This window comes from Pseudomonas sp. B21-035, assembly GCF_024748945.1.
Lineage (GTDB): Bacteria > Pseudomonadota > Gammaproteobacteria > Pseudomonadales > Pseudomonadaceae > Aquipseudomonas.
The window spans coordinates 4717890-4743827 of record NZ_CP087179.1 but is presented as its reverse complement, the minus strand read 5'-3'; the positions used below and the strand labels follow the sequence as shown (position 1 = coordinate 4743827).

The window sequence follows — 25938 nt, the reverse complement described above, 5'->3', positions numbered from 1 at the left end:
GATACACTGCTCAATACAGGAGATCCCCCATGCGAGCCTTGATCGTTTTAGCCCTGGCCACCAGCGTCGTCGGTTGCACCCGCTGGTCGATGGACCATCATTTGAACAACGCCTACCGCGCCTATGACCGGGGCAACTGCGAGAAGGTCATGCTCGAGCTGTCCCAGGTCGAGCGCACCAGCCGTGCCCGACCGTTCATCCAGCCGGAAGTGTCGCTGCTGCGTGGCCAGTGCCTGGAACGGCAGAAATTGTTCGTCGATGCGGCGCAGACCTACCAGTTCATTCTTCAGCGCTACCCGCAGAGCGAGTACGCGTTCCGTGCCCGTGCCCGGCTGCAGACCCTCGAACAACTGGGCCACTACCGCAGCGGCGAAGCGGCGATTGCCCGCCCGGCAACCACCACGCCTTGGCGTTAATACTAAAGTCAGCAGGTCTGATTGTGACGCGCGGGTCAGGGTGCGCTAATCTTGTTGCTGAAATGAATGAAAAACAGCAGCCCTAGCGCGGCCCTGCTAAAAGGGTCTTCGACAGCGATCCCGACCATGTTTGACGAGCGCCGCATCGAGCGTCACCAGCTCCCTTATTTTCTCAAAGTCTTCAACCGCTTCACCGACCAGCCCATCGGCTACCTGGGAAATGTGTCCGAAGACGGCCTGATGCTGATCAGCCAGCTGCCGATGCTGGTCGGCCCGGATTTCGAGTTGCAGCTCAAAGTCCCGGGCCGCGATGGCGCAGTGCACCTGATCAACCTCACCGCCAGTTGCCTGTGGAGCCATGAAGACCAGACGCCCGGGCATTACGACTCGGGTTTCATGCTGCTGCAGGCGCCACGTGACTACGAGCAACTGGTGCGTGCCCTGCGCAACTATTTCAGCTTCCATCCGTTGAACGCTTCGGCCTGACGCTGGCCGTGACGGGCTGCTGGCCCTAGACTCTGGGCGACCTTCTGTTCAGGACGACCCCGTGAGCTCCAGCATTTTCTGGCACGACTACGAAACCACCGGTATCAACCCGCGCAACGACCGGCCCTTGCAGGTCGCCGGGGTGCGCACCGACCTTGACCTCAACGAGATCGAGGCGCCGATCAACTTCTATTGCCAGCCCAGCGCCGATATCCTGCCGCATCCCAAGGCTTGCCTGGTCACCGGCATCACTCCGCAGCAACTGGCCGCCAACGGCTTGAGCGAAGCCGAGTTCATGACCCGGGTGCATGCCGAACTGGCCCGCCCCGGCACCTGTGGCGCCGGCTACAACAGCTTGCGGTTCGACGACGAAGTCACCCGCTACAGCCTGTATCGCAACTTTTTTGATCCCTATGCCCGCGAGTGGCAGGGCGGCAACAGCCGCTGGGACTTGATCGACATCGTACGCACTGCTTATGCCCTGCGCCCGGACGGTATCGAGTGGCCACAACAGGACGGGCGCACCAGTTTGCGCCTGGAGTTGCTCACTGCCGCCAATGGCATCGACCATGGCCAGGCCCATGAAGCGTTGTCTGACGTGCGCGCCACCATTGCACTTGCGCGATTGATCCGACAGAAACAGCCCAAGCTTTATGACTGGTTGTTTCAACTGCGCAGCAAGCAGAAAGTCCTCGACCAGATTCGATTATTACAACCGATGGTGCATATCTCTGGCCGTTTCTCTGCGGCACGCAATTATCTGGGGGTGGTATTACCTCTGGCCTGGCACCCGCGCAATCGCAATGCCTTGATTGTCTGTGACCTGCACCTGGATGTTCAGCCCTTGATAGATGAGGATGCTGATTCACTGCGTCAGCGTTTATACACTCGTCGTGAGGAAATGCCTGACGGACAATTGCCGGTGCCGTTGAAATTAATCCATATCAATCGCTGCCCGGTGGTCGCCCCGTTGAGTGTATTGCGTGGCGAAGATCAGCAGCGTTTGCAACTGGATATGGCTGTTTATCAGGCGCGCGCGGCGAGTCTGATTGCCGCCGCCGGGCAATGGCAGGAGAAATTGCCGCTGGTTTATAGCGCCGAGGAGTTTGCTCCCAGCGAAGACCCGGAACAGCAGTTGTATGATGGCTTTCTTGGCGATCGTGATCGGCGTTTGTGCGAGCAAGTGCGCAGTGTCGATCCGCAGCAACTAGGGCAGGGGCAGTGGATGTTCGATGATGAACGTTTGCCAGAATTGTTGTTTCGTTATCGCGCACGCAATTTCAGCGAAACCTTGAATGCCGAGGAACGCCAGCGTTGGCAAACCTTCTGCCAGCAACGCCTGAGCGACCCGTTGATGGGCGCGCCCAATACCCTTGGGGATTTCGAGCGGGCCCTGCAGGAATGCTGGCTGGACGCCGACGCCCAGCAACAGCTGTTGCTCGGCCAGTGGCGTAACCATCTGCAGGCGCTTAAGTTGCAATTGGGAATGTAAGCAAACGTTGAAAATAAAAAACGCCAGCAAGGCTGGCGTTTTTAGCGAGTAACACAAGGTTACCAGCGGGCTTATTAACCCAGCAGGGTTGCCCAGCCTTCAACCACGTCACCACCCCATTTGGCTTTCCATTCTTTCAGGGTTTTGTGGTTGCCGCCTTTGGTTTCGATGACTTCACCGTTGTGCGGGTTTTTGTATTGCTTGACCTTGCGCGCACGTTTGGTGCCGGTGGTTTTAACCGCGCCGCGCGGGGCTTTGTTCAGTTTGGCTTCTGGATCCAGCAGCGCAATGATGTCACGCAGGGACTTCGAATATTCGCCCATCAGTGCACGCAGTTTGCCTTCGAATTCCAGCTCGGTTTGCAGCTTGTCGTCTTGCGACAGGTTCTGCAGACGCGCTTGCAGTTCTTTGATGGCTTCTTCGGTAGCGCGATATTCGTTGATCAGGGACATGAGGCGTTCCTTGGAAATGAAGGATTTTGGACAGACAGTGCGGCAATAATAATCAGACAGTACCCCCAAGTAAACATTTAAGCAGGCAATTAGCTCAATGAATGCTTAAACACCTTGAGGGATTAGGTTAAGAAAAATTTACAAACTAAGTGGTTTTTCCAATAGTTAACTTGATCGCCAGCCCGCAGCGCTACACGGCAGTGCCCTCTACCGCGCCACCCGGGCAGGCGACAGGGCGCGTGCAATGAGTACTGCAGTTTTGCCGGGCACTCGCTAGAATGTGCGCCTTTGCGAAAGTTTCTGGAGTCCATTTCATGCGCACCTACCGGCTGGTGATTGCCTGCCCCGACCGCGTTGGCATCGTCGCCAAAGTCAGTAATTTCCTGGCGTCCTATAACGGCTGGATCAACGAAGCCAACCACCACTCCGACGAGCAGAGCGGCTGGTTCTTCATGCGCCACGAAATCCGCGCCGAAACCCTGCCGTTCGGTATCGAGGAATTTCGTGAAGCCTTCGCACCGATCGCCGAAGAGTTCTCGATGGTCTGGCGCATCACCGATACCGACCAGAAGAAGCGCGTAGTATTGATGGCCAGCCGCGAGTCCCACTGCCTGGCCGACCTGCTGCACCGCTGGCATGCCAAGGAACTGGACTGCGACATTCCCTGTGTGATTTCCAACCACAACGACCTGCGCAGCATGGTCGAGTGGCACGGCATCCCGTTCTTCCATGTGCCGGTCGATCCGCAGAACAAGCAGCCGGCCTTTGCCGAAGTCTCGCGCCTGGTCAAGGAGCACGGTGCCGACGTGGTGGTACTGGCGCGCTACATGCAGATCCTGCCGCCGCAACTGTGCCAGGAATACGCCCAGCAGGTGATCAACATCCACCACAGCTTCCTGCCTTCGTTCGTCGGCGCCAAACCGTACCACCAGGCGTCGCTGCGCGGCGTCAAGCTGATCGGCGCGACCTGCCACTACGTCACCGAAGAACTCGATGCCGGCCCGATCATCGAGCAGGACGTGGTTCGCGTCAGCCATAGCGACAGCATCGAAGACATGGTGCGTTTCGGCCGTGACGTCGAGAAAATGGTCCTGGCCCGCGGCCTGCGTTATCACCTGGAAGACCGCGTGCTGGTCCACGGCAACAAGACCGTGGTGTTCAACTAAGCCTCAGTGCCGGAGGTTGGCCAATGGCCGATCCACTCGACAAGGCTACCTCCAAGGCCCCGCCGACCCTCGGCGAGGGCTGCCTGAGCCGCTACGACCCGGATGCGCTGGACAGCGAAGACGGCACCGATTTTCCCGGTGCCGCCGAGCTCTGGGAGCAGCTCAAGCCGGCTAGCGACGAACCCGCGCCTGACTGAGCCGCCAGCGCTCCAGCAGCGGCCGACCCAGCAGGCAGAGGAACACCGGGCCACCGGCGACCAGGTAGAAATAGTAGGTCACCAGCCGCCAGATCAGGATGGCCGCCGCCGCGGTCGATGTGCCCACCAAAGGCGAAAGCAATGCGGCCGAGGTCATTTCAGCCGCGCCTGCACCGCCCGGCAGCAGGCTGAATTGCCCGGCGCTGAGCGACAGCATCTGCACCAGGAAGCTCGGTATCCACTGCAGATCGACCCCAAGCCCGCGCAACGCCAGGTACAGCACGCTGTAGCGCAGCCCCCAGTGCACGCAGGTCAGGGCAAACACCAGCGCCAGGGTGCGTTTGGGTAGCCGCCAGGTTTCGCCCAGGGCGCGAAAGAAGTGCAGCAGCTTGCGCGTCCAGCGTCGGCGCCTGCGGGCGGACACCTTGAGCCTGTGCAGCAACCGGCCATTGAGGCGCAGTAGCGCGCGACGGTATCGCAGCAAGCCGAGCAGGGTGGCGAAGGCGGTGAACATCAACAGCGCGCTGCTGAGCAGCAGGCCCTCCAGGCTGCGGTTGAGACTGTGGAACAGCGCGTAGCCGGCGATCCCCAGCATGGCGCAGAAAAAGAACAGCAGATCATTGAGCTGGTCGGCAGCAAATACCGCGCTGCTGCGCGCCGGCCCGATGCGATCGCGGGCCAGCAAGGCCATCAGTGCCAGCGGCCCGCCGCTGCCGCCCGGCGTTGTACAGATGGCAAACTCGGTGGCCATGATCACCCCCAGGCTGCGCAAGCGCCCCAGCGCCGCGCCCTGGCTGCCGAGCAGCAGACGCAGGCGCATGGCGTTGATGATCCAGCACACTACAATCATGGCGAACAGGCCCAGCAGCAGTTGCGGGGCAAAACCACGCAGGCGCGGCAACAGCTCGCTGCCTCCGAGCAGGGCTGGCACCAGCAGCGCCCCGATCAGCGCCATCAGCAGCCAGGGCAGGCGGTTCACCGAGGGTGCCTGCTGGCCAGCCAGGCGGATTTGGTCATCGGCTCGCGGCCCTGGCGCAGCAAGCGCTGGACCGTTTGCAGCCAGTAGCGGCGGGAAAAGCCATGGCGCATGTCCACCGGGTGCAGGCCCAGGCGGATCACCGGCGCTTGGCGCAGGCGCGCCTCACGTACGTCGCACAACACTTTCGACAGCCCGCGGCGCCAACGGCTGCGGGCGCTCCAGACCAGGCCGGGGGCCGCGATCGGGCTGAAGTCGGGCAATTGAAAGATGTGCTGCGGGTCGCTGGTGTAACGCAGCGGGAGTTGGCGCAAGGCCTGGCGGGTGCCGTCGCTCATCAGCCAGGCCGGGGCGACAAAACCCGCCAGGGGCCAGTCATAGCGGCGGAACAGGTCGATACCGGCTTCAAGGCGTTGCCGCGCCTGGGGCTGGTCGAGGCTGTAGAACTCGCCTTCCCAGGTATAGATGCGGCGCATGAAGTAGTCCCGCGGCGAGCGCGGTGGCGGGCTGTCATCGGCATGAAAGTAGCCATGCAGGGCCATTTCGTCGCCACGCTGCAAGCGCCGGTCGAGCATCAGGCGAAATCCGGGGGCCTGCTCCAGGGCATTGCGCTTGTGAAAGTCCGGCACCACCAGCCAGGTCATGGGAATGTTGCCCAGAGCGTCGATGGCTTCGACGAAGGGTTGGTAGTCCGGCCAGGTTTCCGGCGCAACATCATGCAGCACCAGCAGCAGGCTCGGGCGATCGGCAGGCTCAGGCATGAGCGCGTACCGGCATCGGGTGGCCGAGCACCGCCCGGTAATGCTCGAGCAGGCCATTGACTACGCTGTCCCATCCGTAGTGCTGCTCGACATGGGCGCGGGCCTGCAGGCCCATTTGCCGGGCACCGGCCTCGATCACCTCGCGCACCGTGCGGGCCATGGCCTGGCCATCGTTGGGCGGGCACAGGCGCCCGCAGTGCTCGTTGACGATTTCGCTGAAGGCCCCGGCGGCCACGGCAATGACCGGAATGGCACTGGCCATGGCTTCGAGAATCACCAGGCCGAAGGTCTCCTGGTCGCCTGCGTGCAGCAGGGCATCGGCGCTGGCCAGCAGGCGGGCGACTTCAGCGGCCGGGCAGAAGTGATCGATGACGCTGACGTTGGCCGGCACGGTGGCCGGCATGTGCGAGCCCACCAGCAGCAGGTGATAGTGCTTGCCCAGACGTTTCATGCAGTCGAGCAGCACCGGCAGGTTCTTCTCCCGCGAGCCGCGTCCGGCGAACACCAGCAGGCGCGTGGTATCGGCGAGACCCAGTTGCCGGCGCAGCGACAGGTCACGGTGCTGCGGGTGGAAGGTTGCCAGGTCGACGCCCAGGCGCTGCACATGGACATTGTCGATACCCAGGCCGCGCAACTTGTCGGCCATTACCTGACTCGGCGCCAGCACCCGGTCGAAATTGCCATAGAGTTTGCTGACATAGGCTTCGACGTTGGGCGTGAACCAGTTGCCCATGCGGTTGCTCACCAGCAACGGCAGGTCGGAGTGATAGAAGCCGATCACCGGCACATCCAGCTGGCGCCGGGCATCCAGCGCCGCCCAGGCGGTCAGGTAGGGGTCACCGACCTCGATCAGGTCCGGCTGAAGATCGTGCAGGACATTGCGCCAAGGTGCCAGGCGCAGGGGGAAGCGATAGCCGTTGCCGAATGGCAGGGCCGGGGCCGGCACCTTGTAGATGCCGTTATCGTGGCTGGCGCTGGCGCCGGGAATCAACAGGCTGTGACGAACACCGGGGTAAGGCCCAGGCGGCGGTGTTTGGCATCAAGATAGGTACGCACGCCGCCGCTGGCGGGCGCGTAGAACATGGTGATGTCAGCGATGTGCACGATCAGCATCCCTCCGAGATCGTCTCCAGAGTGTGTCACCAGGCGGCTTTTCGCCGCTGGAGACGCGCCCTAAGGTTGACCTCTATGAAGGATAGTTTGTTCGATTGGGTTCGGTAGCGGCTAGCGGCAAGCTACAAGCTGCAAGAAAAAGCCAAGCGCACGAGGCTCTGTTTCTTCTTGCACCTTACAACTTGTAGCTTGCCGCTCAAGCTCAAATACGGAAGCTGCCCACCAGTTGTTTCAGGCGGCTGGCTTGTTGCTCCAGGTCGGCGCAGGCGCGCAGGGTCGACTGCAGGTTCTCGACCCCTTCCTGGTTGAGCATGTTGATTTCGTTGATGTCCATGTTGATCGAATCGACCACGGCGGTTTGTTCTTCGGTGGCGGTGGCCACCGACTGGTTCATGCCGTCGATCTCGCCGATGCGCAGGGTTACGCTGCCCAGGCGCTCACCGGCCTGGTTGGCGATCTCGACGCTGTCCTGGCTGTGGCGCTGGCTTTGGCCCATGGTGTCGACCGATTCACGGGCGCCGACCTGCAGCTCTTCGATCATGTTCTGCACTTGCTGCGCCGACTCCTGGGTGCGGTGCGCCAGGTTGCGTACTTCATCGGCGACCACGGCAAAACCGCGACCGGCTTCCCCTGCGCGTGCCGCCTCGATGGCGGCGTTGAGCGCCAGCAGGTTGGTCTGCTGCGAGATGCTGGTGATCACTTCGAGGATCTGGCCGATGTTCACCGTCTTGCTGTTGAGCGTCTCGATGTGTGCGCTGGAAGTGCAGATCAGGTCCGACAGACGGTTCATCGCCTGGATGCTGCGATCGACCACCTGCTGGCCTTCTTCAGCCAGATGCCGTGCCGAGCTTGCCTGTTGCGAGGCTTGCGCGGCGTTGTGGGCGATTTCCTGGGCGGCGGCGCCCAACTGGTTGATCGCCGCGGCAACGCTGTTGGTGCGGTTGGACTGCTCGTCGGAGTTGACCATCGACGAGTTGGAGGCGCTGACGACCCGCAGGGCCACTTCGTTGACCTGCTCGGTGGCCGAGGACACTTCGCGGATCGAGCCGTGGATGCGCTCGACGAAGCGGTTGAAGGCGGTGCCGAGGATGCCGAATTCGTCGTGGTTATGGATCGCCAGACGCTTGGTCAGGTCGCCCTCACCTTCGGCGATGTCCTCCATGGCCCGGGTCATGGTGTGCAGCGGTTGCATCAGTACGCGGATCAGCAGGCCGAGCAGGGCAATGATGATGACCACGGCGACCAGGGTGGCAATCACCGCCGAGGTGCGGAATTTGCTCAGCATCGAGTAGGCCTCGTCCTTGTCTACCGACAGGCCGATGTACCAGTTGGCTGAAGGCAGGCCCTTGACCGGGGCGAAGCTGAGGATCCGGGTCTTGCCGTCAAGTTCGACCTCGCTCGGCTCCTTGCTGATGCGCGGGGTGTTCTGTGGGAACAGGTCCGACAGCGACTTCATCACCAGGTTTTTATCCGGGTGCACGAGGATCTTGCCTTGATCGTTGATCAGGAAGGCGTAGCCCATGCCGCCGAAGTTCAGCGAGTTGATGATCTCGGTCAGGCCGTCGAGGGCCAGGTCGCCACCGACCACGCCAACGTTGCGCGCAGCGGTCGCCACCACCGAAATGACCATCTTGCCGGTGCTGACATCAATATAAGGTTCGGTCAGGATCGGCCCGTTGGCGGCCATGCCGTCTTTATACCAGGGGCGTACGCGCGGGTCGTAGCCGTCGGGCATCTTGGTCTGTGGGCGGATGGTGAAACCGCCGTTGACGTCACCCAGGTAAATGGTCAGGAAACTTGAGACCAGCGCTTGTTGGCCGAGCAGCGTGCCGACTTTGTCAGCCTCGGGAAACGCGGCAATGTTTTGTGCAACGTTTTGTACCAGCAGAATACGACCGTCAAACAGGTTCTTGATATTGGTCGAAGTGGTTTCGCCCATTTCTTCAAGATAGTTTTCCAGATCCTCGCGAATGGCATTACGCTGCAAGAAATCGTTGTACAAGGTAAACAGGGTAAAGGCGATCATGACGATCAGCGAGGCGGCCAATAGGATCTTGTGGCTGAATCGGAGGCTTTTGTTCATAACGTGTCGGTCCGCTAAGGTCTTGTTATCCGGGTCGTTCGCACAAAGAACAGCGTGAAAGCAGTGCAGGTCCCAATTCCTTGTCGGGCTATTCCTGTCTTCCTGGTGGTCTATCGCTATTTAATATCGGCCGTTTCAAGCCAAAGCTTTAAACAGAGGGTGAAAAAACATGCCTGACTCTTCGCAATTCGTGCTCGGCGCCGACCTCGCCGGGCAGCCGGTGGCCCAGGCCATGCGCCTGGCCAACCGTCACGGCCTGGTGGCCGGGGCGACCGGTACCGGCAAGACCGTGACCCTGCAACACATGGCCGAAGCCTTCAGTGACGCTGGCGTGGCGGTGTTTGCCGCTGACGTCAAAGGCGATCTGTGCGGCCTGGGCGCGGCGGGCAACCCCCAGGGCAAGGTGGCCGAGCGCATTGCCGGCATGCCCTGGCTGAACCATCGGCCTCAGGCTTATCCGGTCAGCTTGTGGGATATTCACGGTCAGTCTGGTCATCCGCTGCGCACCACCCTCAGCGAAATGGGCCCGTTGTTGTTGGGCAATTTGCTGGAGCTGACCGACAGCCAGCAGGCGGCGTTGTATGCCGCGTTCAAGGTCGCCGACCGCGAAGGCCTGTTGCTACTCGACATCAAGGACCTCAAGGCGCTGCTGGCGCACCTGAAGGACAACCCGCAACTGCTCGGTGAAGACAGTGCGCTGATGACCACCGGCTCCAGCCAGGCCCTGTTGCGGCGCCTGGCAACCCTCGAGCAGCAGGGCGCTGAGGCGCTGTTTGGCGAGCCGGCCTTGCAACTGGAAGACATTCTGCAGCCGGATGTCGATGGTCGCGGACGCATTCACCTGCTCGACGCCAGCCGCCTGGTGCATGAGGCGCCGAAGGTCTATGCGACCTTCCTGCTGTGGCTGTTGGCCGAACTGTTCGAGCAATTGCCCGAGCGTGGCGATGCCGAAAAACCGTTGCTGGCGCTGTTCTTTGATGAGGCCCACTTGCTGTTCAATGGCACCCCCAAGGCCCTGCAGGACCGGCTGGAGCAGGTGGTGCGGCTGATCCGTTCCAAGGGCGTAGGTGTGTACTTCGTCACCCAGTCGCCGGGCGATCTGCCGGATGATGTCCTCGCGCAGTTGGGCCTGCGCGTCCAGCACGGCCTGCGGGCATTCACCGCCAAGGAGCAGAAATCCCTCAAGGCCGTGGCCGATGGTTTCCGCCCCAACCCGCAATTCGACACCTTGAGCGTGCTAACCGAGCTGGGCATCGGTGAGGCCCTGGTCGGTACCCTGCAGGAAAAGGGCACGCCGGGTATGGTCCAGCGTGTACTGATTGCCCCGCCGCAGTCGCGCATCGGGCCGCTGAGCGCCGCCGAACGGGCAGCGCTGATTGCCGCTTCGCCCTTGGTCGGGCGTTATGACAAACCGATCGACCGTGAATCGGCCTATGAAATGCTCAATGCCCGTAAAGGCGGCGCCGCTGAGCCTGAGCAGGCGCCGGCTGCGGCTGAAGAGAGCTTGGCCGACAAAGCCGGCGAGTTCCTGCAAAGCGCAGCAGGGCAGGCGATCAAGTCGGCGGTACGCCAGGCGGCCAACCAGTTCGGGCGCCAGTTGGTACGGGGCCTGATGGGTTCGTTGCTCGGCGGCAGCAAGCGCCGCTGATTGCATCAGGCATAAAAAAGGCGCCCCTCGGGGCGCCTTTTTACTGCGGGGGGGTTAGCCGATGGCTTTGGTCGCCAGCCAGAACAAAGCTGCCGACAAGCCCACGGTAGCCGGAAGGGTCAGTACCCAGGCCAGCAGGATGGTGCGCACGGTGCCACCTTGCAGGCCGCTCTTGTTCGCCACCATGGTACCGGCCACACCCGAGGACAGTACGTGGGTGGTCGAGACCGGCAGGCTGAAGATGTTGGCCATGCCGATGGCGCAGGCTGCGGTGATCTGCGCCGACATGCCCTGGGCATAGGTCATGCCCTGCTTGCCGATCTTCTCGCCGATGGTCAGCACTACGCGTTTCCAGCCGACCATGGTACCCAGGCCCAGGGCCAGGGCGACCGCGAGAATCACCCAGAACGGTGCGTACTCGGTGGTGGCGGTGAGGTCCTTGCGCAGTTTGTCCAGGTCCGCCTTCTCGCGTGCCTGCAGGCCTGGCAGCTTGCCGACCTTCTTGGCCGTGTCGTCCAGGCAGAGCAGGTAACGACGTACTTCAATGCGTTTTTCCGGCGTCAGCGAACGGTAGTCGGCCACGCCTTTGAGCGAATCGAGCAAGGCATTGATGGTCGGCTCGGTCTGCTGCGGGTTGCAACTGAACTGTTCTGGCAGGTCGCCTTCTTTGGCTTTGCCCAGGGCCAGGAATTCGCCCAGGGTCGCTTCGTTGCGCTGGTAGAACTGGTTCAGGTGCAGCGTGGCGTCGCGGGTCCGCTCGATCTGGTAGGTGGTGCTGTTGAGGTCGAGAACGAACGCCGATGGAACGATACCGATCAGTACCAGCATGATCAGGCCGATACCTTTCTGACCGTCGTTGGAACCGTGCACGAAGCTCACACCCATCGCCGAAATTACCAGCACCAGGCGGTTCCAGAATGGCGGGTGCTTCTTGTCGTCGAGTTTGCGGCGCTGTTCCGGCGTCTTGTGCATCTTCGACAGTGGTCGCCACCATTTCAGGCCCAGCAGCACCAGCGCGGCGACAGCGAAACCGGCCATCGGCGACAGTACCAGCGACATGCCGATATCGATTGCCTTCTGCCAGTTGACCCCGTCACCCAGCGGAATGTCGCTGATCAGGGCGTTGGCCAGGCCCACGCCGAGGATCGAGCCGATCAACGTGTGCGAACTGGACGCCGGGATCCCGAAGTACCAGGTACCCAGGTTCCAGGTGATGGCGGCAGCCAATAGAGAGAAGACCATCGCCAGGCCGTGGCCGGTGTTCACGTTGATCAGCAGTTCGACCGGCAGCAGGTGAACGATGGCATACGCCACGCCGACACCGCCGAGCAGAACCCCGAGGAAGTTGAACACGCCGGAGAAGAACACGGCCAGGTGCGGCGGCATGGCTTTGGTATAGATGACTGTAGCTACCGCGTTAGCGGTGTCATGAAAGCCATTGATGAACTCGAAGGCGAGTACGAAGGTCAGAGCGAGCAGCAAGCTCACCAGTACCCAGGCATCAAGTCCGCTGAATAAATCGATCATGAAGGAATTCTGACCCGGTCATAAGGGGGCGCGATTATGCCAGAAATCCCCGGTAATCGATGCCCCTGCGACGGACCGCTCGACGACTTTTCTACCCCATTGCCCAAGCCGCTGAGTCGGCGATGCTTCGGTGATCGTCGGCTAAAATCGAAAAAAATCGAGAAAAATTAAACATTTGCATGATTTCATGCGTATCAGAAAAAAATCAAACGGCCGTATGAAATTTGTGAAATTCCGTTACCGCATGCGTATGACGGCGCAAAAATCAGCTGCATCGTGCTCAGCTAAAAGCATCCCCGCACGCCGTGGCGCGGCGTGTTGCGATCGCCATCAGGCGTGGCTCAGGGCGCCTGGTCCTTGAGTTCTTTCTGGATTTTTTCCAGTTCCTGGGCGAAGGCCTGGTCTAGCACGCTTGCGCGTTTGCGCCATGGCTTGCGTTCCGGGTCGGGTTGCGCGGCATAAGTGGTGACTTCACCGCCATAGACGTCCTTGTAACGTTGTTCCTGGCGCTCTAGTTCGGCGCGCAGTTCATCTTTGGTCACAGTATTACCTGTATGGATATAAACCCTGGCGTTTACGCGGGCAATTGAGTGCGCGGGGCACAACATGCACACGGCTACGCGGCCAGAGCGGCATAACTGTCGCAGCAACAGTAGGTTGTGGTGGTGCAAGCGAAAGTGAACATCGAGGTGTTCACGTTAATGGCACTTGCAGCGATCCGGTTGTGTCTGCCTGGGGGCAGCAGCGGATTGGATCCGCACTATCCCCGCCCAAGGGCGTGGATACGAAGTTTTATTATAGCAAGCAGATTGTCTGACACTAGTACTCTCTATTGTTGATAAGAACAATAGAGCGGCGGTTTTGTTACGAAGTTATGAATGCGCTCAGTCCGCCGAGTATGAAATTTGAACCGGGCGCCGAGAAAAAGTTCTCTGGCCACCGACCCCGTCTTTTACGGAGGAAGGAAAAACGGCCTCGCTTCGTGGGCAAGGCCGTGCCTGGGACTTCTACGGTGGGTACCTGACCAGTCTCTCCAAGAAGCCACATGGTGGCGGGAGAAAGGTATAAGCAATTGAGGGTAGCGGTCAATTGCGATTATCGGTCGATGGTTCGATAATCGCCCCAGTGACCGTGTTGCCGAGGCTAGCCATGACAGAAGAAACCACGCCCAAAGGGCCAGGATTGAACGACAACGTGCGTAGCTCGTTTGCGTCCCTGGCGCCGCCTATCGTTGCCTCGCCGGCCAAGCGTATCCAGGCCTTTACCGGTGACCCCGATTTCATGACCTCGCTGGCCCGGGGCCTGGCGGTAGTTCAGGCGTTCCAGGAGCGCAAGCGCCACCTGACCATCGCCCAGATCAGCCACCGCACGGAAATCCCCCGCGCCGCGGTACGCCGCTGCCTGCATACGCTGATCAAGCTCGGCTACGCCACCACCGACGGGCGCACCTATTCGCTGCTGCCCAAGGTGCTGACCCTGGGTCACGCCTACTTGTCGTCGACGCCGCTGGCGGTATCAGCGCAGCCTTATCTGGACCGCATGAGCGACCAGTTGCACGAGGCTTGCAACATGGCCACCCTGGAGGGCGACGACATTCTCTACATCGCCCGCTCGGCCACGGTGCAGCGCCTGATTTCGGTCGACCTGTCGGTTGGCGGGCGCCTGCCGGCTTATTGCACCTCCATGGGCCGTATCCTGTTGGCGGCGCTGGACGACGCAACCCTGCACGAATACCTCGAGCACGCCGACCTGCAGGCCAAGACCAGCCGCACCCTCCATGACCCGGTGGCCTTGCTCGAGTGCCTGCAGCTGGTTCGCCAGCAGGGCTGGTGCGTGGTCGACCAGGAGCTGGAGCAGGGCTTGCGCTCGATTGCCGTTCCGGTTTACGACGCCTCCGGCCAGGTGCTGGCGGCGCTCAACGTCAGTACCCATGCCGGACGGGTCAGCCGCACCGAGCTTGAACAGCGCTTCCTGCCGATCATGCTTGCCGCCAGTCGTGACCTCAGCGCGCAATTGTTCGCCTGAACGTTCCTGTTCGATAAACGCACAGAGATGCGTTTATCGAATTGCGCCGCGCCCGCCTGCTTATTAATGTCCCTCGCAGCGGTCAGCCTGCCCTGGCCGCCCATAATAATGAGCGAGAGGCAAACGCCCCATGACCGACTTCCTGTCCCTGCACGGTTTGCACCTGTCCTACGCGGGACTGCGCGGCAGCTGATCCAGTTTTTCGATCCCGTCCCTGTTCGTCCGTGCCGTTCACGCGCGCACCCGCACACGCGCGCGCTTCTTCTGGATAAAAATAATGAATAGTCCTCAAGCTGCTGTCGGAAACTGCCTTGATGTGCAGTCCTTTATCAATAGCCAACCGCTGTCGCGCTACCAATGGCGGGTGGTGATCCTGTGCTTTCTGATCGTCTTCCTCGACGGCCTCGATACGGCGGCCATGGGCTTTATCGCCCCGGCCCTGTCCCAGGACTGGGGCATTGACCGGGCCAGCCTCGGCCCGGTGATGAGCGCTGCGTTGATCGGCATGGTCTTCGGTGCGCTGGGGTCCGGGCCGCTGGCCGATCGTTTCGGGCGCAAAGTCGTACTGGTGGGGGCAGTGCTGCTGTTCGGCGCGTTCAGCCTGGCGTCGGCCTACAGCACCAATGTTGACCAGTTGCTGGTGCTGCGTTTTCTCACCGGGCTGGGCCTGGGCGCGGGCATGCCCAATGCCACGACGCTGCTGTCCGAATACACCCCGGAGCGGCACAAGTCGCTGCTGGTGACCAGCATGTTCTGCGGCTTCAACCTGGGCATGGCCGGGGGTGGCTTCATTTCTGCCAAGCTGATCCCGGCGTTCGGCTGGCACAGCCTGCTGCTGATCGGCGGGGTTCTGCCACTGGTGCTGGCGGTGGTGCTGGTGTTCTGGCTGCCGGAGTCGGCGCGTTACCTGGTAGTGCGCAACCGCGGCACCGACAAGGTACGCAAGACCCTGGCGCCGATCGAGCCGGCCATCGTCGGCCAGGCATCGAGCTTCAGCGTGCCGGAGCAAAAGACAGTCAAAGCCCGCAACGTGTTTGCGGTGATCTTCTCCGGGACTTACAGCGTCGGCACTCTGCTCTTGTGGCTGACCTATTTCATGGGCCTGGTGATCGTCTACCTGCTGACCAGCTGGCTACCAACCCTGATGCGCGACAGTGGCGCGAGCATGGAGCAGGCCGCCTTCATCGGTGCGCTGTTCCAGTTTGGCGGGGTGCTCAGCGCCGTGGCGGTGGGCTGGGCCATGGACCGTTACAACCCGCACAAGGTTATCGGCACCTTCTACTTGCTGGCCGGGGTGTTTGCCTACGCGGTAGGGCAGAGCCTGGGCAACATCACCCTACTCGCGACCCTGGTGCTGATTGCCGGTATGTGCGTCAACGGTGCGCAGTCGGCGATGCCGTCGCTGGCGGCCCGCTTCTACCCGACCCAGGGGCGCGCCACCGGGGTGTCGTGGATGCTCGGTATCGGCCGTTTCGGGGCGATTCTCGGGGCGTGGATGGGCGCAACCCTGTTGGGCCTGGGCTGGAATTTCGAACAAGTGCTGACCGCGCTGGTGATCCCGGCGGCACTGGCCACCACGGCGGTGATTATCAAGGGCATGGTCAGTCACGCAGATGCGACCTGACAGCCCTCGCACGTGTTGTTAGCAAGATAACAATCAGTTCGATAATCGAACAGTTAGTCGATTATCGGATTGAACAGCCCCCCAGCCCATCTTAATCTGAACCCATGACCGGCGCCGCCCGAGGCGCCTTGAAACCGACCCCGACTCAGCATATCCAGGAGTCTGCAATGGCTGAAATCCTCTCGCTCCACGACGCCGTGAAGCAGTTCGTCAACGACGGAGACAGCGTCGCCCTCGAAGGCTTCACGCACTTGATTCCGACTGCCGCCGGGCATGAAATCATTCGTCAGGGCAAGAAAGATCTGACCCTGGTACGCATGACGCCTGACCTGATCTACGACCAGCTGATCGGCGCCGGTTGCGCCCGCAAGCTGATTTTCTCCTGGGGCGGCAACCCGGGTGTCGGCTCCCTCCATCGCCTGCGCGACGCGGTTGAAAAACACTGGCCGCACGCTATCGAGATCGAAGAACACAGCCACGCCGACCTGGCCAACGCCTACGTCGCCGGCGCCTCGGGCCTGCCCTTCGCGGTGCTGCGTGCCTACGCAGGTTCCGACCTGCCGAATGTCAACCCACTGATCAAGAGCGTCACTTGCCCGTTCACCGGTGAAGTTCTCGCCGCCGTGCCTTCGGTACGCCCGGACGTCACCGTGATTCACGCGCAAAAGGCCGACCGCAAGGGCAACGTGCTGCTCTGGGGCATTCTCGGTGTGCAGAAGGAAGCAGCCCTGGCGGCCAAGCGCTGCATCGTCACCGTCGAGGAAATTGTCGACGACCTCCAGGCGCCGATGAACGCCTGCGTGCTGCCGACCTGGGCGCTGTCTGCGGTGTGCCTGGTGCCGGGCGGCGCGCATCCGTCCTACGCCCATGGTTACTACGAGCGGGACAATCGCTTCTACCAGGCCTGGGACCCGATTGCCCGCAGCCGCGAAAGCTTCACGGCGTGGGTCGACCAGTACATTCGCGGCACCGCCGACTTCACTGAATTCAAGGCAAAACTGGCCAGCGCGGAGGCTGCACAATGAGCTACTCCACCAATGAAATGATGACCGTTGCCGCAGCCCGTCGCCTGCGCAATGGCGCCGTCTGCTTCGTCGGCATCGGCCTGCCGTCCAAGGCCGCCAACCTGGCGCGCCTGACCTCGTCGCCCGATGTCGTGCTGATTTACGAGTCCGGCCCGATCGGCGCCAAGCCAAGCGTGCTGCCGCTGTCGATCGGTGACGGTGAGCTAGCGGAAACCGCCGACACCGTGGTGCCGACCGGCGAGATCTTTCGCTACTGGCTGCAGGGCGGGCGCATCGATGTGGGCTTTCTCGGCGCGGCCCAGGTCGACCGCTTCGGCAACATCAACACCACCGTGGTCGGTGACTATCACCAGCCCAAAGTTCGCCTGCCAGGTGCCGGTGGCGCGCCGGAGATCGCCGGTTCCGCCAAGCAGGTGCTGATCATCCTCAAGCAGTCGAACCGTGCCTTTGTCGACAAGCTCGACTTCATTACCTCGGTCGGCCACGGCGAAGGCGGTGATTCACGCAAGCGCCTGGGCCTGCCAGGCGAGGGGCCGGTAGGCATTATTACCGACCTGTGCATCATGGAGCCGGAAGCCGGTACTCATGAGTTCGTGGTGACCTCGATCCACCCGGGTGTGACCCGCGAGCAGATCATCGCTGCCACCGGCTGGGCCATCCGTTTTGCCGACAACGTGCAAACCACCGTCGCACCGAGCGATGTCGAGCTCAACGCCCTGCGCGACCTTGAAGCGCGCACCGCCGCCGCCCACGGCCAAGCGCCAGGAGAAGCCTGATGCGTGACGTATTTATCTGCGATGCCATTCGCACCCCCATTGGCCGCTTTGGCGGCGCCCTGGCCAGCGTGCGCGCCGACGACCTGGCGGCAGTGCCGCTCAAGGCATTGATCGAGCGTAACCCGCAGGTACAGTGGGATCAGCTCGACGAGGTGTTCCTCGGCTGCGCCAACCAGGCCGGTGAAGACAACCGTAACGTCGCGCGCATGGCGCTGCTGCTGGCCGGCTTGCCGGACAGCGTGCCGGGGGTGACCCTCAACCGCCTCTGCGCCTCGGGCATGGACGCGGTGGGCACGGCCTTTCGCGCCATCGCCAGCGGCGAGATGGAGCTGGCGATTGCCGGCGGCGTCGAGTCGATGTCCCGGGCGCCGTTCGTCATGGGCAAGGCCGACAACGCCTACTCGCGCAACATGAAGCTGGAAGACACCACCATCGGCTGGCGCTTCATCAACCCGCTGGTGAAGGCCCAGTACGGCGTCGATGCCATGCCGCAGACCGCCGAAAACGTTGCCGACGATTACCAGGTCTCGCGTGCCGACCAGGACGCCTTTGCCCTGCGCAGCCAGCAACGCACGGCTGCCGCCCAGGCTGCGGGCTTCTTTGCCGAAGAGATCGTGCCGGTGCGCATCGCCCATAAAAAGGGCGAGACGGTCGTTGAGCACGACGAGCACCCGCGCGCCGACACCACCCTCGAAGCCCTGGCCCGGCTCAAGCCAGTCAACGGCGCGGACAAGACCGTCACCGCCGGCAATGCCTCGGGGGTCAACGACGGTGCTGCGGCGCTGATCCTGGCCTCGGCAGACGCAGTGAAAAAGCATGGCCTGACCCCGCGGGCGCGGGTGCTGGGCATGGCCAGTGCCGGTGTGGCGCCGCGGGTAATGGGCATCGGCCCGGTGCCGGCGGTGCGCAAACTGACCGAGCGCCTGGGCGTGGCGGTGGCTGATTTTGATGTCATCGAACTCAACGAAGCCTTTGCCAGCCAGGGCCTGGCCGTGCTGCGCGAACTCGGCCTGGCCGACGATGCGCCGCAGGTCAATCCCAACGGCGGCGCCATTGCCCTTGGCCATCCGCTGGGTATGAGCGGCGCGCGCCTGGTCCTTACCGCTTTGCACCACCTGGAGAAATCCGGCGGACGCAAAGGCCTGGCGACCATGTGTGTCGGCGTCGGCCAGGGCCTGGCCCTGGCCATCGAGCGGGTGTAAACCAATGGCCCGGCCGCGCCGCCTCCACGCAAGGCGGCGCGGCCGGCGTGATTGTTCTGTGGAACGTGAGTGTTACTGAGTGTGTCTAGACTCTCAGAACCCACCAAGAGTAAGCAGCCATGACTTCAGCCTATTACACCGGTGAGGAGCGTAGTAAACGCATCTTTGCCATTGTCGGTGCGTCCTCGGGCAACCTGGTCGAATGGTTCGACTTTTACGTCTATGCCTTCTGCGCCATCTATTTCGCCCCGGCCTTTTTCCCCTCCGACGATCCGACGGTACAGTTGCTCAACACCGCCGGAGTGTTCGCCGCCGGCTTTCTGATGCGACCGATTGGCGGCTGGCTGTTCGGCCGCGTCGCCGACCGTCATGGCCGCAAGAATTCGATGATGATCTCGGTGCTGATGATGTGCGCCGGATCGCTGGTCATCGCCTGCCTGCCCACCTATGCCTCGATCGGCGCCTGGGCGCCGGCGCTGCTGTTGCTGGCGCGGCTGTTCCAGGGCCTGTCGGTGGGCGGTGAATATGGCACTACCGCCACCTACATGAGTGAAGTGGCGCTGCGCGGCCAGCGCGGTTTTTTTGCCTCGTTCCAGTACGTGACCCTGATCGGCGGGCAGTTGCTGGCGGTGCTGGTGGTGGTGATCCTCCAGCAGTTGCTCAGTGAAGACGAACTGCGCGCCTGGGGCTGGCGCATCCCGTTTGTGGTCGGTGCGATTGCTGCGCTGATCTCGTTGTTTCTGCGCCGCTCGCTGGAAGAAACCAGCAGCGCCGAAACCCGCAACGACAAGGACGCCGGCAGCATCGCCGGGCTGTTTCGCAACCACAAGGCGGCGTTCATCACCGTGCTCGGCTACACCGCCGGCGGCTCGCTGATCTTCTACACCTTCACCACTTACATGCAGAAGTACCTGGTCAACACCGCCGGCATGAGCGCCAAGACCGCAAGCTTCATCATGACCGGCGCATTGTTTTTGTACATGTGCATGCAGCCGTTGTTCGGCATGCTCTCGGACCGTATCGGCCGGCGTAATTCGATGCTGCTGTTCGGCGCGTTGGGCACGCTGTTCACCGTGCCGATCCTGCTGGCGCTGAAAACCGTCACCAGCCCGTTCCTGGCCTTCGTGCTGATTACCCTGGCGCTGTGCATCGTCAGCTTCTACACCTCGATCAGCGGTCTGGTCAAAGCCGAAATGTTCCCGCCGCAGGTACGCGCCCTGGGCGTCGGCCTGGCGTATGCGGTGGCCAACGCGCTGTTTGGCGGCTCGGCCGAGTACGTCGCCTTGGGGCTGAAATCCATGGGCATGGAAAACACCTTTTACTGGTACGTTACGGCGATGATGGCGATTGCCTTCCTGTTCAGCCTGCGCTTGCCGAAGCAGGCTGCGTACCTGCACCACGACCATTGACCTGTTCAAGGAACTGCCAATGAACCCGCGTCCGGGCAATCAGCTGTTCGATGCCTATTTCACCGCGCAGGGAATGCGCGAGATTTTCTCTGACCGTGGCCGGGTGCAGGGCATGCTTGATTTCGAAGCGGCCCTGGCTCGTGCCGAAGCGGCCACCGGGGTGATCCCCCAGGTGGCGGTGGCGGCGATCGAAACCGCCTGCCATGCCGAGCGCTACGACTTTGCCGCGCTGGCCGAGGCGATTGCCGTGGCCGGCAACTCGGCGATCCCGCTGGTCAAGGCGCTGGGCAAGGTGATTGCCAGTGGCGTACCGGAGGCCGAGCGTTATGTGCACCTGGGCGCCACCAGCCAGGATGCCATGGACACCGGCCTGGTGTTGCAACTGCGGGCGGCGCTGGCCTTGATCGAGGCCGACCTGGCGCAACTGACCAACGCCCTGGCGCGCCAGGCCGAGATTCACGCCGAGACGCCCCTGGCCGGGCGCACCTGGCTGCAACATGCTACGCCGGTCACCTTGGGCATGAAGATTGCCAGCTGGCTGGGCGCCTTGAATCGCCATCGCCAGCGCCTGCAGGAACTCAAGCCGCGCCTGCTGACCCTGCAGTTTGGCGGCGCCTCCGGGACCCTGGCGGCGTTGGGCGACAAGGCCTTGCCGGTCGCCGAAGCCTTGGCCGCAGATTTGCAGCTGACGCTGCCTGAACAACCCTGGCACACCCAGCGCGACCGTCTGGTGGAGTTCGCGGCGGTGCTCGGCATGATTGCCGGCAGCCTTGGCAAGCTCGGCCGTGACGTCAGCCTGCTGATGCAGACTGAAGCGGCTGAGGTGTTCGAGCCTTCGGCGCCGGGCAAGGGCGGTTCCTCGACCATGCCGCACAAGCGCAACCCGGTCGGCGCTGCGGTGCTGATCGGCGCCGCCACCCGGGTCCCGGGCCTGCTGGCCACGCTGTATGCCGCCATGCCCCAGGAGCACGAGCGCAGCCTCGGCCTGTGGCATGCCGAATGGGAAACCCTGCCGGAGATCTGCTGCCTGGTCTCCGGGGCGCTGCGCCAGGCACAGATCATCGCCGATGGCCTGGAAGTGGACGCCGAGCGCATGCGCCGCAACCTCGACCTGACCCAGGGCCTGGTACTGGCGGAAGCGGTGAGTATCGTCCTGGCCCAGCGCCTGGGCCGTGACCATGCCCACCATCTGCTGGAAACCTGCTGCAAGCGGGCCGTGGCCGAGCAGCGCCATCTGCGCGCCGTGCTGGGCGACGAGCCGCAGGTCAGTGCCGAACTTTCGCCAGACGAGCTCGATCGTCTGCTCGACCCAGCCCACTACCTCGGCCAGGCCCGTGCCTGGGTCGAGCGGGCGCTGGCTGAACATCACCGCGTCAATGCCTGAAGGAGGCTGCAGTGGCACAGGTACAACTCGCCGATGGCGTACTCAACTATCAACTCGAAGGCCCGGAACACCTGCCGGTGCTGGTGCTGTCCAATTCTCTGGGTACCGACCTGCACATGTGGGACACCCAGGTCCCGGCCCTGACCGCGCATTTTCGCGTGCTGCGCTACGACACCCGCGGCCATGGCGGTTCGCTGGTGACCCCGGGGCCGTACAGCATCGAACAACTGGGGCAGGATGTAGTGGCGTTGCTCGATGCCTTGCACATCGAACAGGCGCATTTCTGCGGTCTGTCGATGGGCGGGCTGATCGGCCAGTGGCTGGGGATCAACGCCGGCGAGCGGCTGAACCGCCTGATCGTGTGCAACACCGCGGCCAAGATCGGCGCGCCGGACACCTGGAACCCGCGCATCGAGCTGGTATTGCGTGATCGTCAAGACGCGATGGTCGGCTTGCGTGATGCCTCGATCGAGCGCTGGTTCACCAAAACCTATGCCGAGGGCAATCCCGACCAGGCCAAGCGGATTACCGATATGCTCGCCGCCACCTCGCCTGAAGGCTATGCGGCCAACTGCGGGGCGGTGCGCGATGCTGATTTTCGTGAGCAACTGGGCCAGATCAAGGTTCCGCTGCTGGTGATCTCCGGCAGCCACGACGCGGTGACGCCGCCGGCCGGTGGGCGTTTCATCCAGGAGAACGTGGCGGGCGCGCAGTACGCCGAATTCCACGCTGCGCACCTTTCCAACGTCGAAGTCGGTGCGCCGTTCAGCCGCCGGGTAATTGATTTTCTGCTGGGCCGAGAGGGCTGACCATGGACGAGAAACAACGTTATGACGCCGGCATGCAAGTGCGCCGCGCGGTGCTCGGCGATGCCCATGTCGACCGTAGCCTGAGCAACCTGAGCGAGTTCAACAGCGAGTTCCAGGAAATGATCACCCGCCACGCCTGGGGTGACATCTGGACCCGCCCGGGCCTGCCGCGGCATACCCGCAGCCTGATCACCATTGCCATGCTGATTGGCATGAACCGCAACGAGGAGCTGAAGTTGCACCTGCGCGCGGCGGCCAACAATGGCGTGACCCGTGAGGAGATCAAGGAAGTGCTGATGCAGAGCGCGATCTACTGCGGCATTCCGGCGGCCAATGCCACCTTCCACCTGGCCGAGTCGGTGTGGGATGAGTTGGGGGTTGAGTCCAGGGGCTGACCCTCAGGGCCTCATCGCGGGGCAAGCCCGCTCCAACAGGTTTGGTGTAAGAGCAGGGCTGCAAAGCAGCCCCGCTCAGACCGCTGCCTTCTTCTGCCGAACCGCCACCGGCCCGACATTTTCCTCGATGGCCTTCTTCAGCTCCGGGCGCAACCCCAGCAAGAACCCCAGCTCCACCACCACGAACAACGGCCCGATGATCAAGCCCATCAGATCATCGACAAACGCCGGCTTGCGGCCTTCATAGTGGTGGCCGACAAACTGGATCACCCAGCCGATCACGAACAACACCAGCCCGGCACTCAGCCAGACCAGGGTGCTTTGCACCGCCAGCGCCTGCCCGGCCCACAGGCACAAGCCCAGCAACAACGCCATCAGCAGGCCCAGGCGTTGGTCCAGGCGCAGGTAGAACCAGCCGGTAACCAGCGCCACCAGCAGTGCTGGCGACAGCCAGACGCCAGCTAGTTCGGTGCCCGGGCGTGACAGCAAAACCGTTATCGCCAGCACGATCAGCGGTATGCCGATGAAGTGGGTGGCGATGTTGCGCGGGTCGCGGTGGTAGGCGGCGTATTGACTCAGGTGTTCGACCAGGTTTTTCATTGTTGTTCCTCCTGTAGGTAACGTGAGCATGTCCTACAGATATCCACCTGTCTGTCGGCTAGCCGACAGAGTTCAGCTTCGAGGCGCTATGCGCGAAACCCTGCTGCAAGGTCACTGGTTCCAGGCATTGCCTCCCAGCTTTCAGGATAGCCTGCTGGCACTGGCCCGGCCGCGTCAGCTGGCGGCCGGGCAATACCTGTTCCAGCGCGGCGATGCGCCGTGCGGGCTGTATGCGGTGCTCGACGGGGCGATGCGCGTGGGCGCGGTGGCCACCGATGGCAAGGAGGCGCTGCTGACCCTGATCGAAGCGCCGCACTGGTTCGGCGAGATCAGCCTGTTCGACGGCCAGCCGCGCACCCACGACGCCCAGTCCGAAGGACTGACCCAGTTGCTGTGGATCCCCCAGGCGCCGCTGTTGAAGTTGCTCGATCAACAGCCCCGGCACTGGCGCGACGTGGCCTTGTTGATGAGCCATAAACTGCGCGTGGTGTTTGTTGCGCTGGAGCAGCAGAGCCTGCTGGCCGCCGCACCGAGGGTGGCCCACAGGCTGTTGCAGATCGCCGCCGGCTATGGCGAGTTGCTTGGCAGCCGGCGCGTGCTGCAACTGTCCCAGGAGCAACTGGCGCTGATGCTCTCGCTGTCGCGCCAGACCACCAACCAGATCCTCAAGTCGCTGCAGCAGGAAGGCGCCTTGCGCCTGGGCTATGGCGAGATCGAGATCCTCGACCCGGCACGCCTGCAGGCCCTGGCTAGTCCGGCTGGAACGGCGACTGACTGAGGATCACTCCGGTCTCCTCGACATACTTCTGCCATTCGCCCAGCAGCGCCTGCAGCTTCGCCGGTTGTACTGCGGCCAGGTCGTTGATTTCGCCCGGGTCGCTGGCCAGGTCGTACAACTGCCAGGTGGCCGGGCCGACCGGGCCGGGAATGTACAGCGCTTTCCAATGGCCCTGGCGAATGGCCCGGCGCCCGAACAGCTCCCAGCCGGTGACGGTGTTTTCGTCGTGCACTTGCTCGGTCTCGCCCGACAGGTAACCCAGCCAGGATTTACCGCGCAGCGGCGCTACCTCACGGCCGCGCCAGCGCTTGCCGGGGTGGCGCACGCCGGCAAGATCGAGCAGGGTCGGGGTGATGTCCATCACCGTGCTGAACTGCTGGCTGATCTGACCCTGGCGTGCCAATGCCGGGTAATGCACCAGCGCCGGTACGCGAATCCCGCCTTCGCTGGTAAAGGCCTTGTACAGCCGCGACGGTGCGGTGGCCGCCTGGGCCCAGTGCGGGCCATACCAAACATAGGAGTTGGCCCGGCCGATGTTGTCCAGGCTGTTGTCATAATGTTGGTCGAGGTAGCTGGCCAGTTGCGGGCCGAACTTGGGGAAGGCTTCGAGCAGCGCACCTTCGGCGCCGTTGTCGGACATGAACAGCACCAGGGTGTTGTCGAGCAGGCCCTGGTTGCGCAGGTAGTCGAGCACCCGGCCGATGTTCCAGTCCATGCGCTCGACCATCGCCGCGTACACCTCCATGGCCCGCGCCGAGCGCTGGCGTTGCTCGTCGCTGAGGCTGTGCCAGTGGTTGTCGACCGGGTGGGCCTGGGTGTCGACCGGGTGGGCCTGGGTGTCGGCGGCGATCAGGCCGAGCGTGCGCAGTTTTTCCAGGCGCTCCTGGCGCAGCACTTCGGGGCCGGCGTCGTAGCGGCCCTGGTAGCGCGCCACCACTTCGGCCGGCGCCTGCAACGGCCAGTGCGGCGCCGAGAACGGCAGGTAGGCGAAGAACGGCCGGCTCTGGTCGCGCTCCTTCAGGTACTGCAGCAGCTTGTCGCCGAAGGCGTCGGAAGAATAGAAATCCTTGGGCAGTTCGTCGATGAAGGTCTGGTCTTCGATGTACAACGCCGGCGTTGATTTGAGCAGGCCCGGGGTGTGTTCGTCGTAGGTCGGTTCAAAGCCATAGTGGTTGGCCGCGCCCGGCAGCAGGGCGAAGGAGCGCTCGAAGCCGCGGGCCTGGGGCGCCAGCTCGGCGGTCAGGCCCAGGTGCCATTTGCCGCTCATCAGGGTCTGGTATCCGGCATCGCGCAGCAGCTCCGGCAAGGCCACCACGCGGTCGTTGAGGTAGCCTTCGTAGCCCGGCTTGCCGATCAGCTCCGGGGTCAGCGCCTCGGCCATGGTGCCGATGCCGGCGATATGGTGATCGGTGCCGGTGAGCAGCATCGAGCGGGTGGGCGAGCAGGTCGGCGCGGTATGAAAGTCGGTCAGGCGCAGGCCGGCAGTGGCCAGCGCGTCGAGGTTCGGCGTGGCGATTTCGCCGCCGAAGGCGCCGATATCGGAGAAACCCAGGTCGTCGGCAACGATGACCAGAAAGTTGGGGCGTTGGCTCAT

General features: G+C 62.8%; 23 protein-coding genes and 3 pseudogenes. 16 read left to right on the top strand and 10 right to left on the bottom strand.

All coding sequences use genetic code 11. The features are described 5' to 3' along the window. Positions 1–29 precede the first annotated feature (29 nt). The 3 genes from LOY22_RS21585 (at position 30) to sbcB (ending at position 2394) form a co-directional block, all read left to right on the top strand. Positions 30–416, top strand: coding sequence for a tol-pal system YbgF family protein (locus LOY22_RS21585; protein WP_045197440.1), 387 nt, complete (start codon positions 30–32; stop codon positions 414–416). A gap of 126 nt (positions 417–542) precedes the next feature. Next, positions 543–902: a PilZ domain-containing protein gene (locus LOY22_RS21580; RefSeq protein ID WP_045197442.1), complete on the top strand. Its 360-nt coding sequence runs from the start codon at positions 543–545 to the stop codon at positions 900–902. A gap of 61 nt (positions 903–963) precedes the next feature. Further along, complete coding sequence (gene sbcB, locus LOY22_RS21575; protein WP_258594755.1) at positions 964–2394, top strand: exodeoxyribonuclease I; 1431 nt, start codon at positions 964–966, stop codon at positions 2392–2394. Positions 2395–2468: 74 nt separating this feature from the next. Here sbcB and mvaT read toward each other — a convergent pair whose 3' ends face one another. Next, positions 2469–2846 carry a histone-like nucleoid-structuring protein MvaT gene (gene mvaT / locus LOY22_RS21570; RefSeq protein WP_045197447.1) on the bottom strand — a complete coding sequence of 126 codons (378 nt, stop codon included), beginning with the start codon at positions 2844–2846 and terminating at the stop codon, positions 2469–2471. 314 nt (positions 2847–3160) lie between these two features. Between mvaT and purU the strand changes: the two genes are divergently transcribed. Then, positions 3161–4012: a formyltetrahydrofolate deformylase gene (gene purU / locus LOY22_RS21565; protein WP_045197450.1), complete on the top strand. Its 852-nt coding sequence runs from the start codon at positions 3161–3163 to the stop codon at positions 4010–4012. A gap of 23 nt (positions 4013–4035) precedes the next feature. Then, positions 4036–4209: a hypothetical protein gene (locus LOY22_RS21560; protein ID WP_176794221.1), complete on the top strand. Its 174-nt coding sequence runs from the start codon at positions 4036–4038 to the stop codon at positions 4207–4209. Here LOY22_RS21560 and LOY22_RS21555 read toward each other — a convergent pair. The 5 genes and pseudogenes from LOY22_RS21555 to LOY22_RS27145 all read right to left on the bottom strand — a co-directional run. Continuing rightward, on the bottom strand, positions 4184–5188 hold the full coding sequence (locus LOY22_RS21555; RefSeq protein ID WP_093379914.1) for a lysylphosphatidylglycerol synthase transmembrane domain-containing protein: 1005 nt from the start codon (positions 5186–5188) through the stop codon (positions 4184–4186). The two genes, LOY22_RS21560 and LOY22_RS21555, sit on opposite strands and share 26 nt — an antisense overlap. Continuing rightward, the gene (locus LOY22_RS21550) at positions 5185–5946 is read right to left on the bottom strand and encodes a DUF2334 domain-containing protein (protein WP_045197453.1); all 762 of its coding nucleotides are present in this window, start codon (positions 5944–5946) and stop codon (positions 5185–5187) included. Before LOY22_RS21550 ends, LOY22_RS21555 begins: the two co-directional genes overlap by 4 nt. Then, positions 5939–7059: pseudogene (locus LOY22_RS21545) on the bottom strand (glycosyltransferase family 4 protein). Before LOY22_RS21545 ends, LOY22_RS21550 begins: the two are co-directional and overlap by 8 nt. 202 nt (positions 7060–7261) lie before the next feature. Next, positions 7262–7858, bottom strand: a pseudogene (locus LOY22_RS27150) (methyl-accepting chemotaxis protein); the annotation flags it as partial. Between the two features lie 261 nt (positions 7859–8119). Next, positions 8120–8998, bottom strand: a pseudogene (locus LOY22_RS27145) (cache domain-containing protein); the annotation flags it as partial. A gap of 313 nt (positions 8999–9311) precedes the next feature. Here LOY22_RS27145 and LOY22_RS21535 point away from each other — a divergent pair. Further along, a complete protein-coding gene (locus LOY22_RS21535; protein WP_093379920.1) occupies positions 9312–10790 on the top strand; it encodes a helicase HerA-like domain-containing protein in 1479 nt (492 codons plus the stop codon). 54 nt (positions 10791–10844) lie between these two features. Here the strand turns inward: LOY22_RS21535 and LOY22_RS21530 are convergent, their stop codons facing one another. Together LOY22_RS21530 and LOY22_RS21525 are read right to left on the bottom strand one after the other, a co-directional pair. Continuing rightward, on the bottom strand, positions 10845–12317 hold the full coding sequence (locus LOY22_RS21530) for an inorganic phosphate transporter (protein WP_045197461.1): 1473 nt from the start codon (positions 12315–12317) through the stop codon (positions 10845–10847). 341 nt (positions 12318–12658) lie between these two features. After that, complete coding sequence (locus LOY22_RS21525; protein WP_258594750.1) at positions 12659–12859, bottom strand: hypothetical protein; 201 nt, start codon at positions 12857–12859, stop codon at positions 12659–12661. A 607-nt stretch (positions 12860–13466) separates the two neighbouring features. On the opposite strand from LOY22_RS21525, the gene pcaR reads away from it, so the two are divergent. From pcaR to pcaC, 9 genes are all read left to right on the top strand, one after another. After that, a complete protein-coding gene (gene pcaR, locus LOY22_RS21520) occupies positions 13467–14342 on the top strand; it encodes a pca regulon transcriptional regulator PcaR (protein WP_176794222.1) in 876 nt (291 codons plus the stop codon). 277 nt (positions 14343–14619) lie between these two features. After that, positions 14620–15966 (top strand): MFS transporter, encoded by a 1347-nt coding sequence (locus LOY22_RS21515; RefSeq protein WP_093379926.1) that lies wholly within the window; start codon positions 14620–14622, stop codon positions 15964–15966. 167 nt (positions 15967–16133) lie between these two features. Beyond that, positions 16134–16991 (top strand): CoA transferase subunit A, encoded by an 858-nt coding sequence (locus LOY22_RS21510; protein ID WP_258594747.1) that lies wholly within the window; start codon positions 16134–16136, stop codon positions 16989–16991. Further along, positions 16988–17767 (top strand): CoA-transferase subunit beta, encoded by a 780-nt coding sequence (locus tag LOY22_RS21505; protein ID WP_045197471.1) that lies wholly within the window; start codon positions 16988–16990, stop codon positions 17765–17767. The genes LOY22_RS21510 and LOY22_RS21505 overlap by 4 nt, the downstream gene beginning before the upstream one ends. After that, positions 17764–18969 (top strand): 3-oxoadipyl-CoA thiolase, encoded by a 1206-nt coding sequence (gene pcaF, locus LOY22_RS21500; RefSeq protein ID WP_258597836.1) that lies wholly within the window; start codon positions 17764–17766, stop codon positions 18967–18969. The genes LOY22_RS21505 and pcaF overlap by 4 nt, the downstream gene beginning before the upstream one ends. A 119-nt stretch (positions 18970–19088) precedes the next feature. Beyond that, on the top strand, positions 19089–20378 hold the full coding sequence (locus LOY22_RS21495; protein ID WP_045197475.1) for an MFS family transporter: 1290 nt from the start codon (positions 19089–19091) through the stop codon (positions 20376–20378). 19 nt (positions 20379–20397) lie between these two features. After that, positions 20398–21762 carry a 3-carboxy-cis,cis-muconate cycloisomerase gene (locus tag LOY22_RS21490; RefSeq protein ID WP_045197477.1) on the top strand — a complete coding sequence of 455 codons (1365 nt, stop codon included), beginning with the start codon at positions 20398–20400 and terminating at the stop codon, positions 21760–21762. 11 nt (positions 21763–21773) lie between these two features. After that, positions 21774–22571 (top strand): 3-oxoadipate enol-lactonase, encoded by a 798-nt coding sequence (pcaD, locus tag LOY22_RS21485; RefSeq protein ID WP_213603363.1) that lies wholly within the window; start codon positions 21774–21776, stop codon positions 22569–22571. Positions 22572–22573: 2 nt separating this feature from the next. Continuing rightward, complete coding sequence (gene pcaC, locus LOY22_RS21480; RefSeq protein WP_045197482.1) at positions 22574–22966, top strand: 4-carboxymuconolactone decarboxylase; 393 nt, start codon at positions 22574–22576, stop codon at positions 22964–22966. A gap of 75 nt (positions 22967–23041) precedes the next feature. Here the strand turns inward: pcaC and LOY22_RS21475 are convergent, their stop codons facing one another. Next, positions 23042–23566 (bottom strand): DUF962 domain-containing protein, encoded by a 525-nt coding sequence (locus tag LOY22_RS21475; protein ID WP_258594743.1) that lies wholly within the window; start codon positions 23564–23566, stop codon positions 23042–23044. Positions 23567–23654: 88 nt separating this feature from the next. On the opposite strand from LOY22_RS21475, the gene LOY22_RS21470 reads away from it, so the two are divergent. Next, on the top strand, positions 23655–24344 hold the full coding sequence (locus LOY22_RS21470) for a Crp/Fnr family transcriptional regulator (protein WP_258594741.1): 690 nt from the start codon (positions 23655–23657) through the stop codon (positions 24342–24344). Here the strand turns inward: LOY22_RS21470 and LOY22_RS21465 are convergent. Next, on the bottom strand, positions 24316–25938 hold the full coding sequence (locus tag LOY22_RS21465) for an arylsulfatase (RefSeq protein ID WP_258594739.1): 1623 nt from the start codon (positions 25936–25938) through the stop codon (positions 24316–24318). The genes LOY22_RS21470 and LOY22_RS21465 overlap by 29 nt on opposite strands.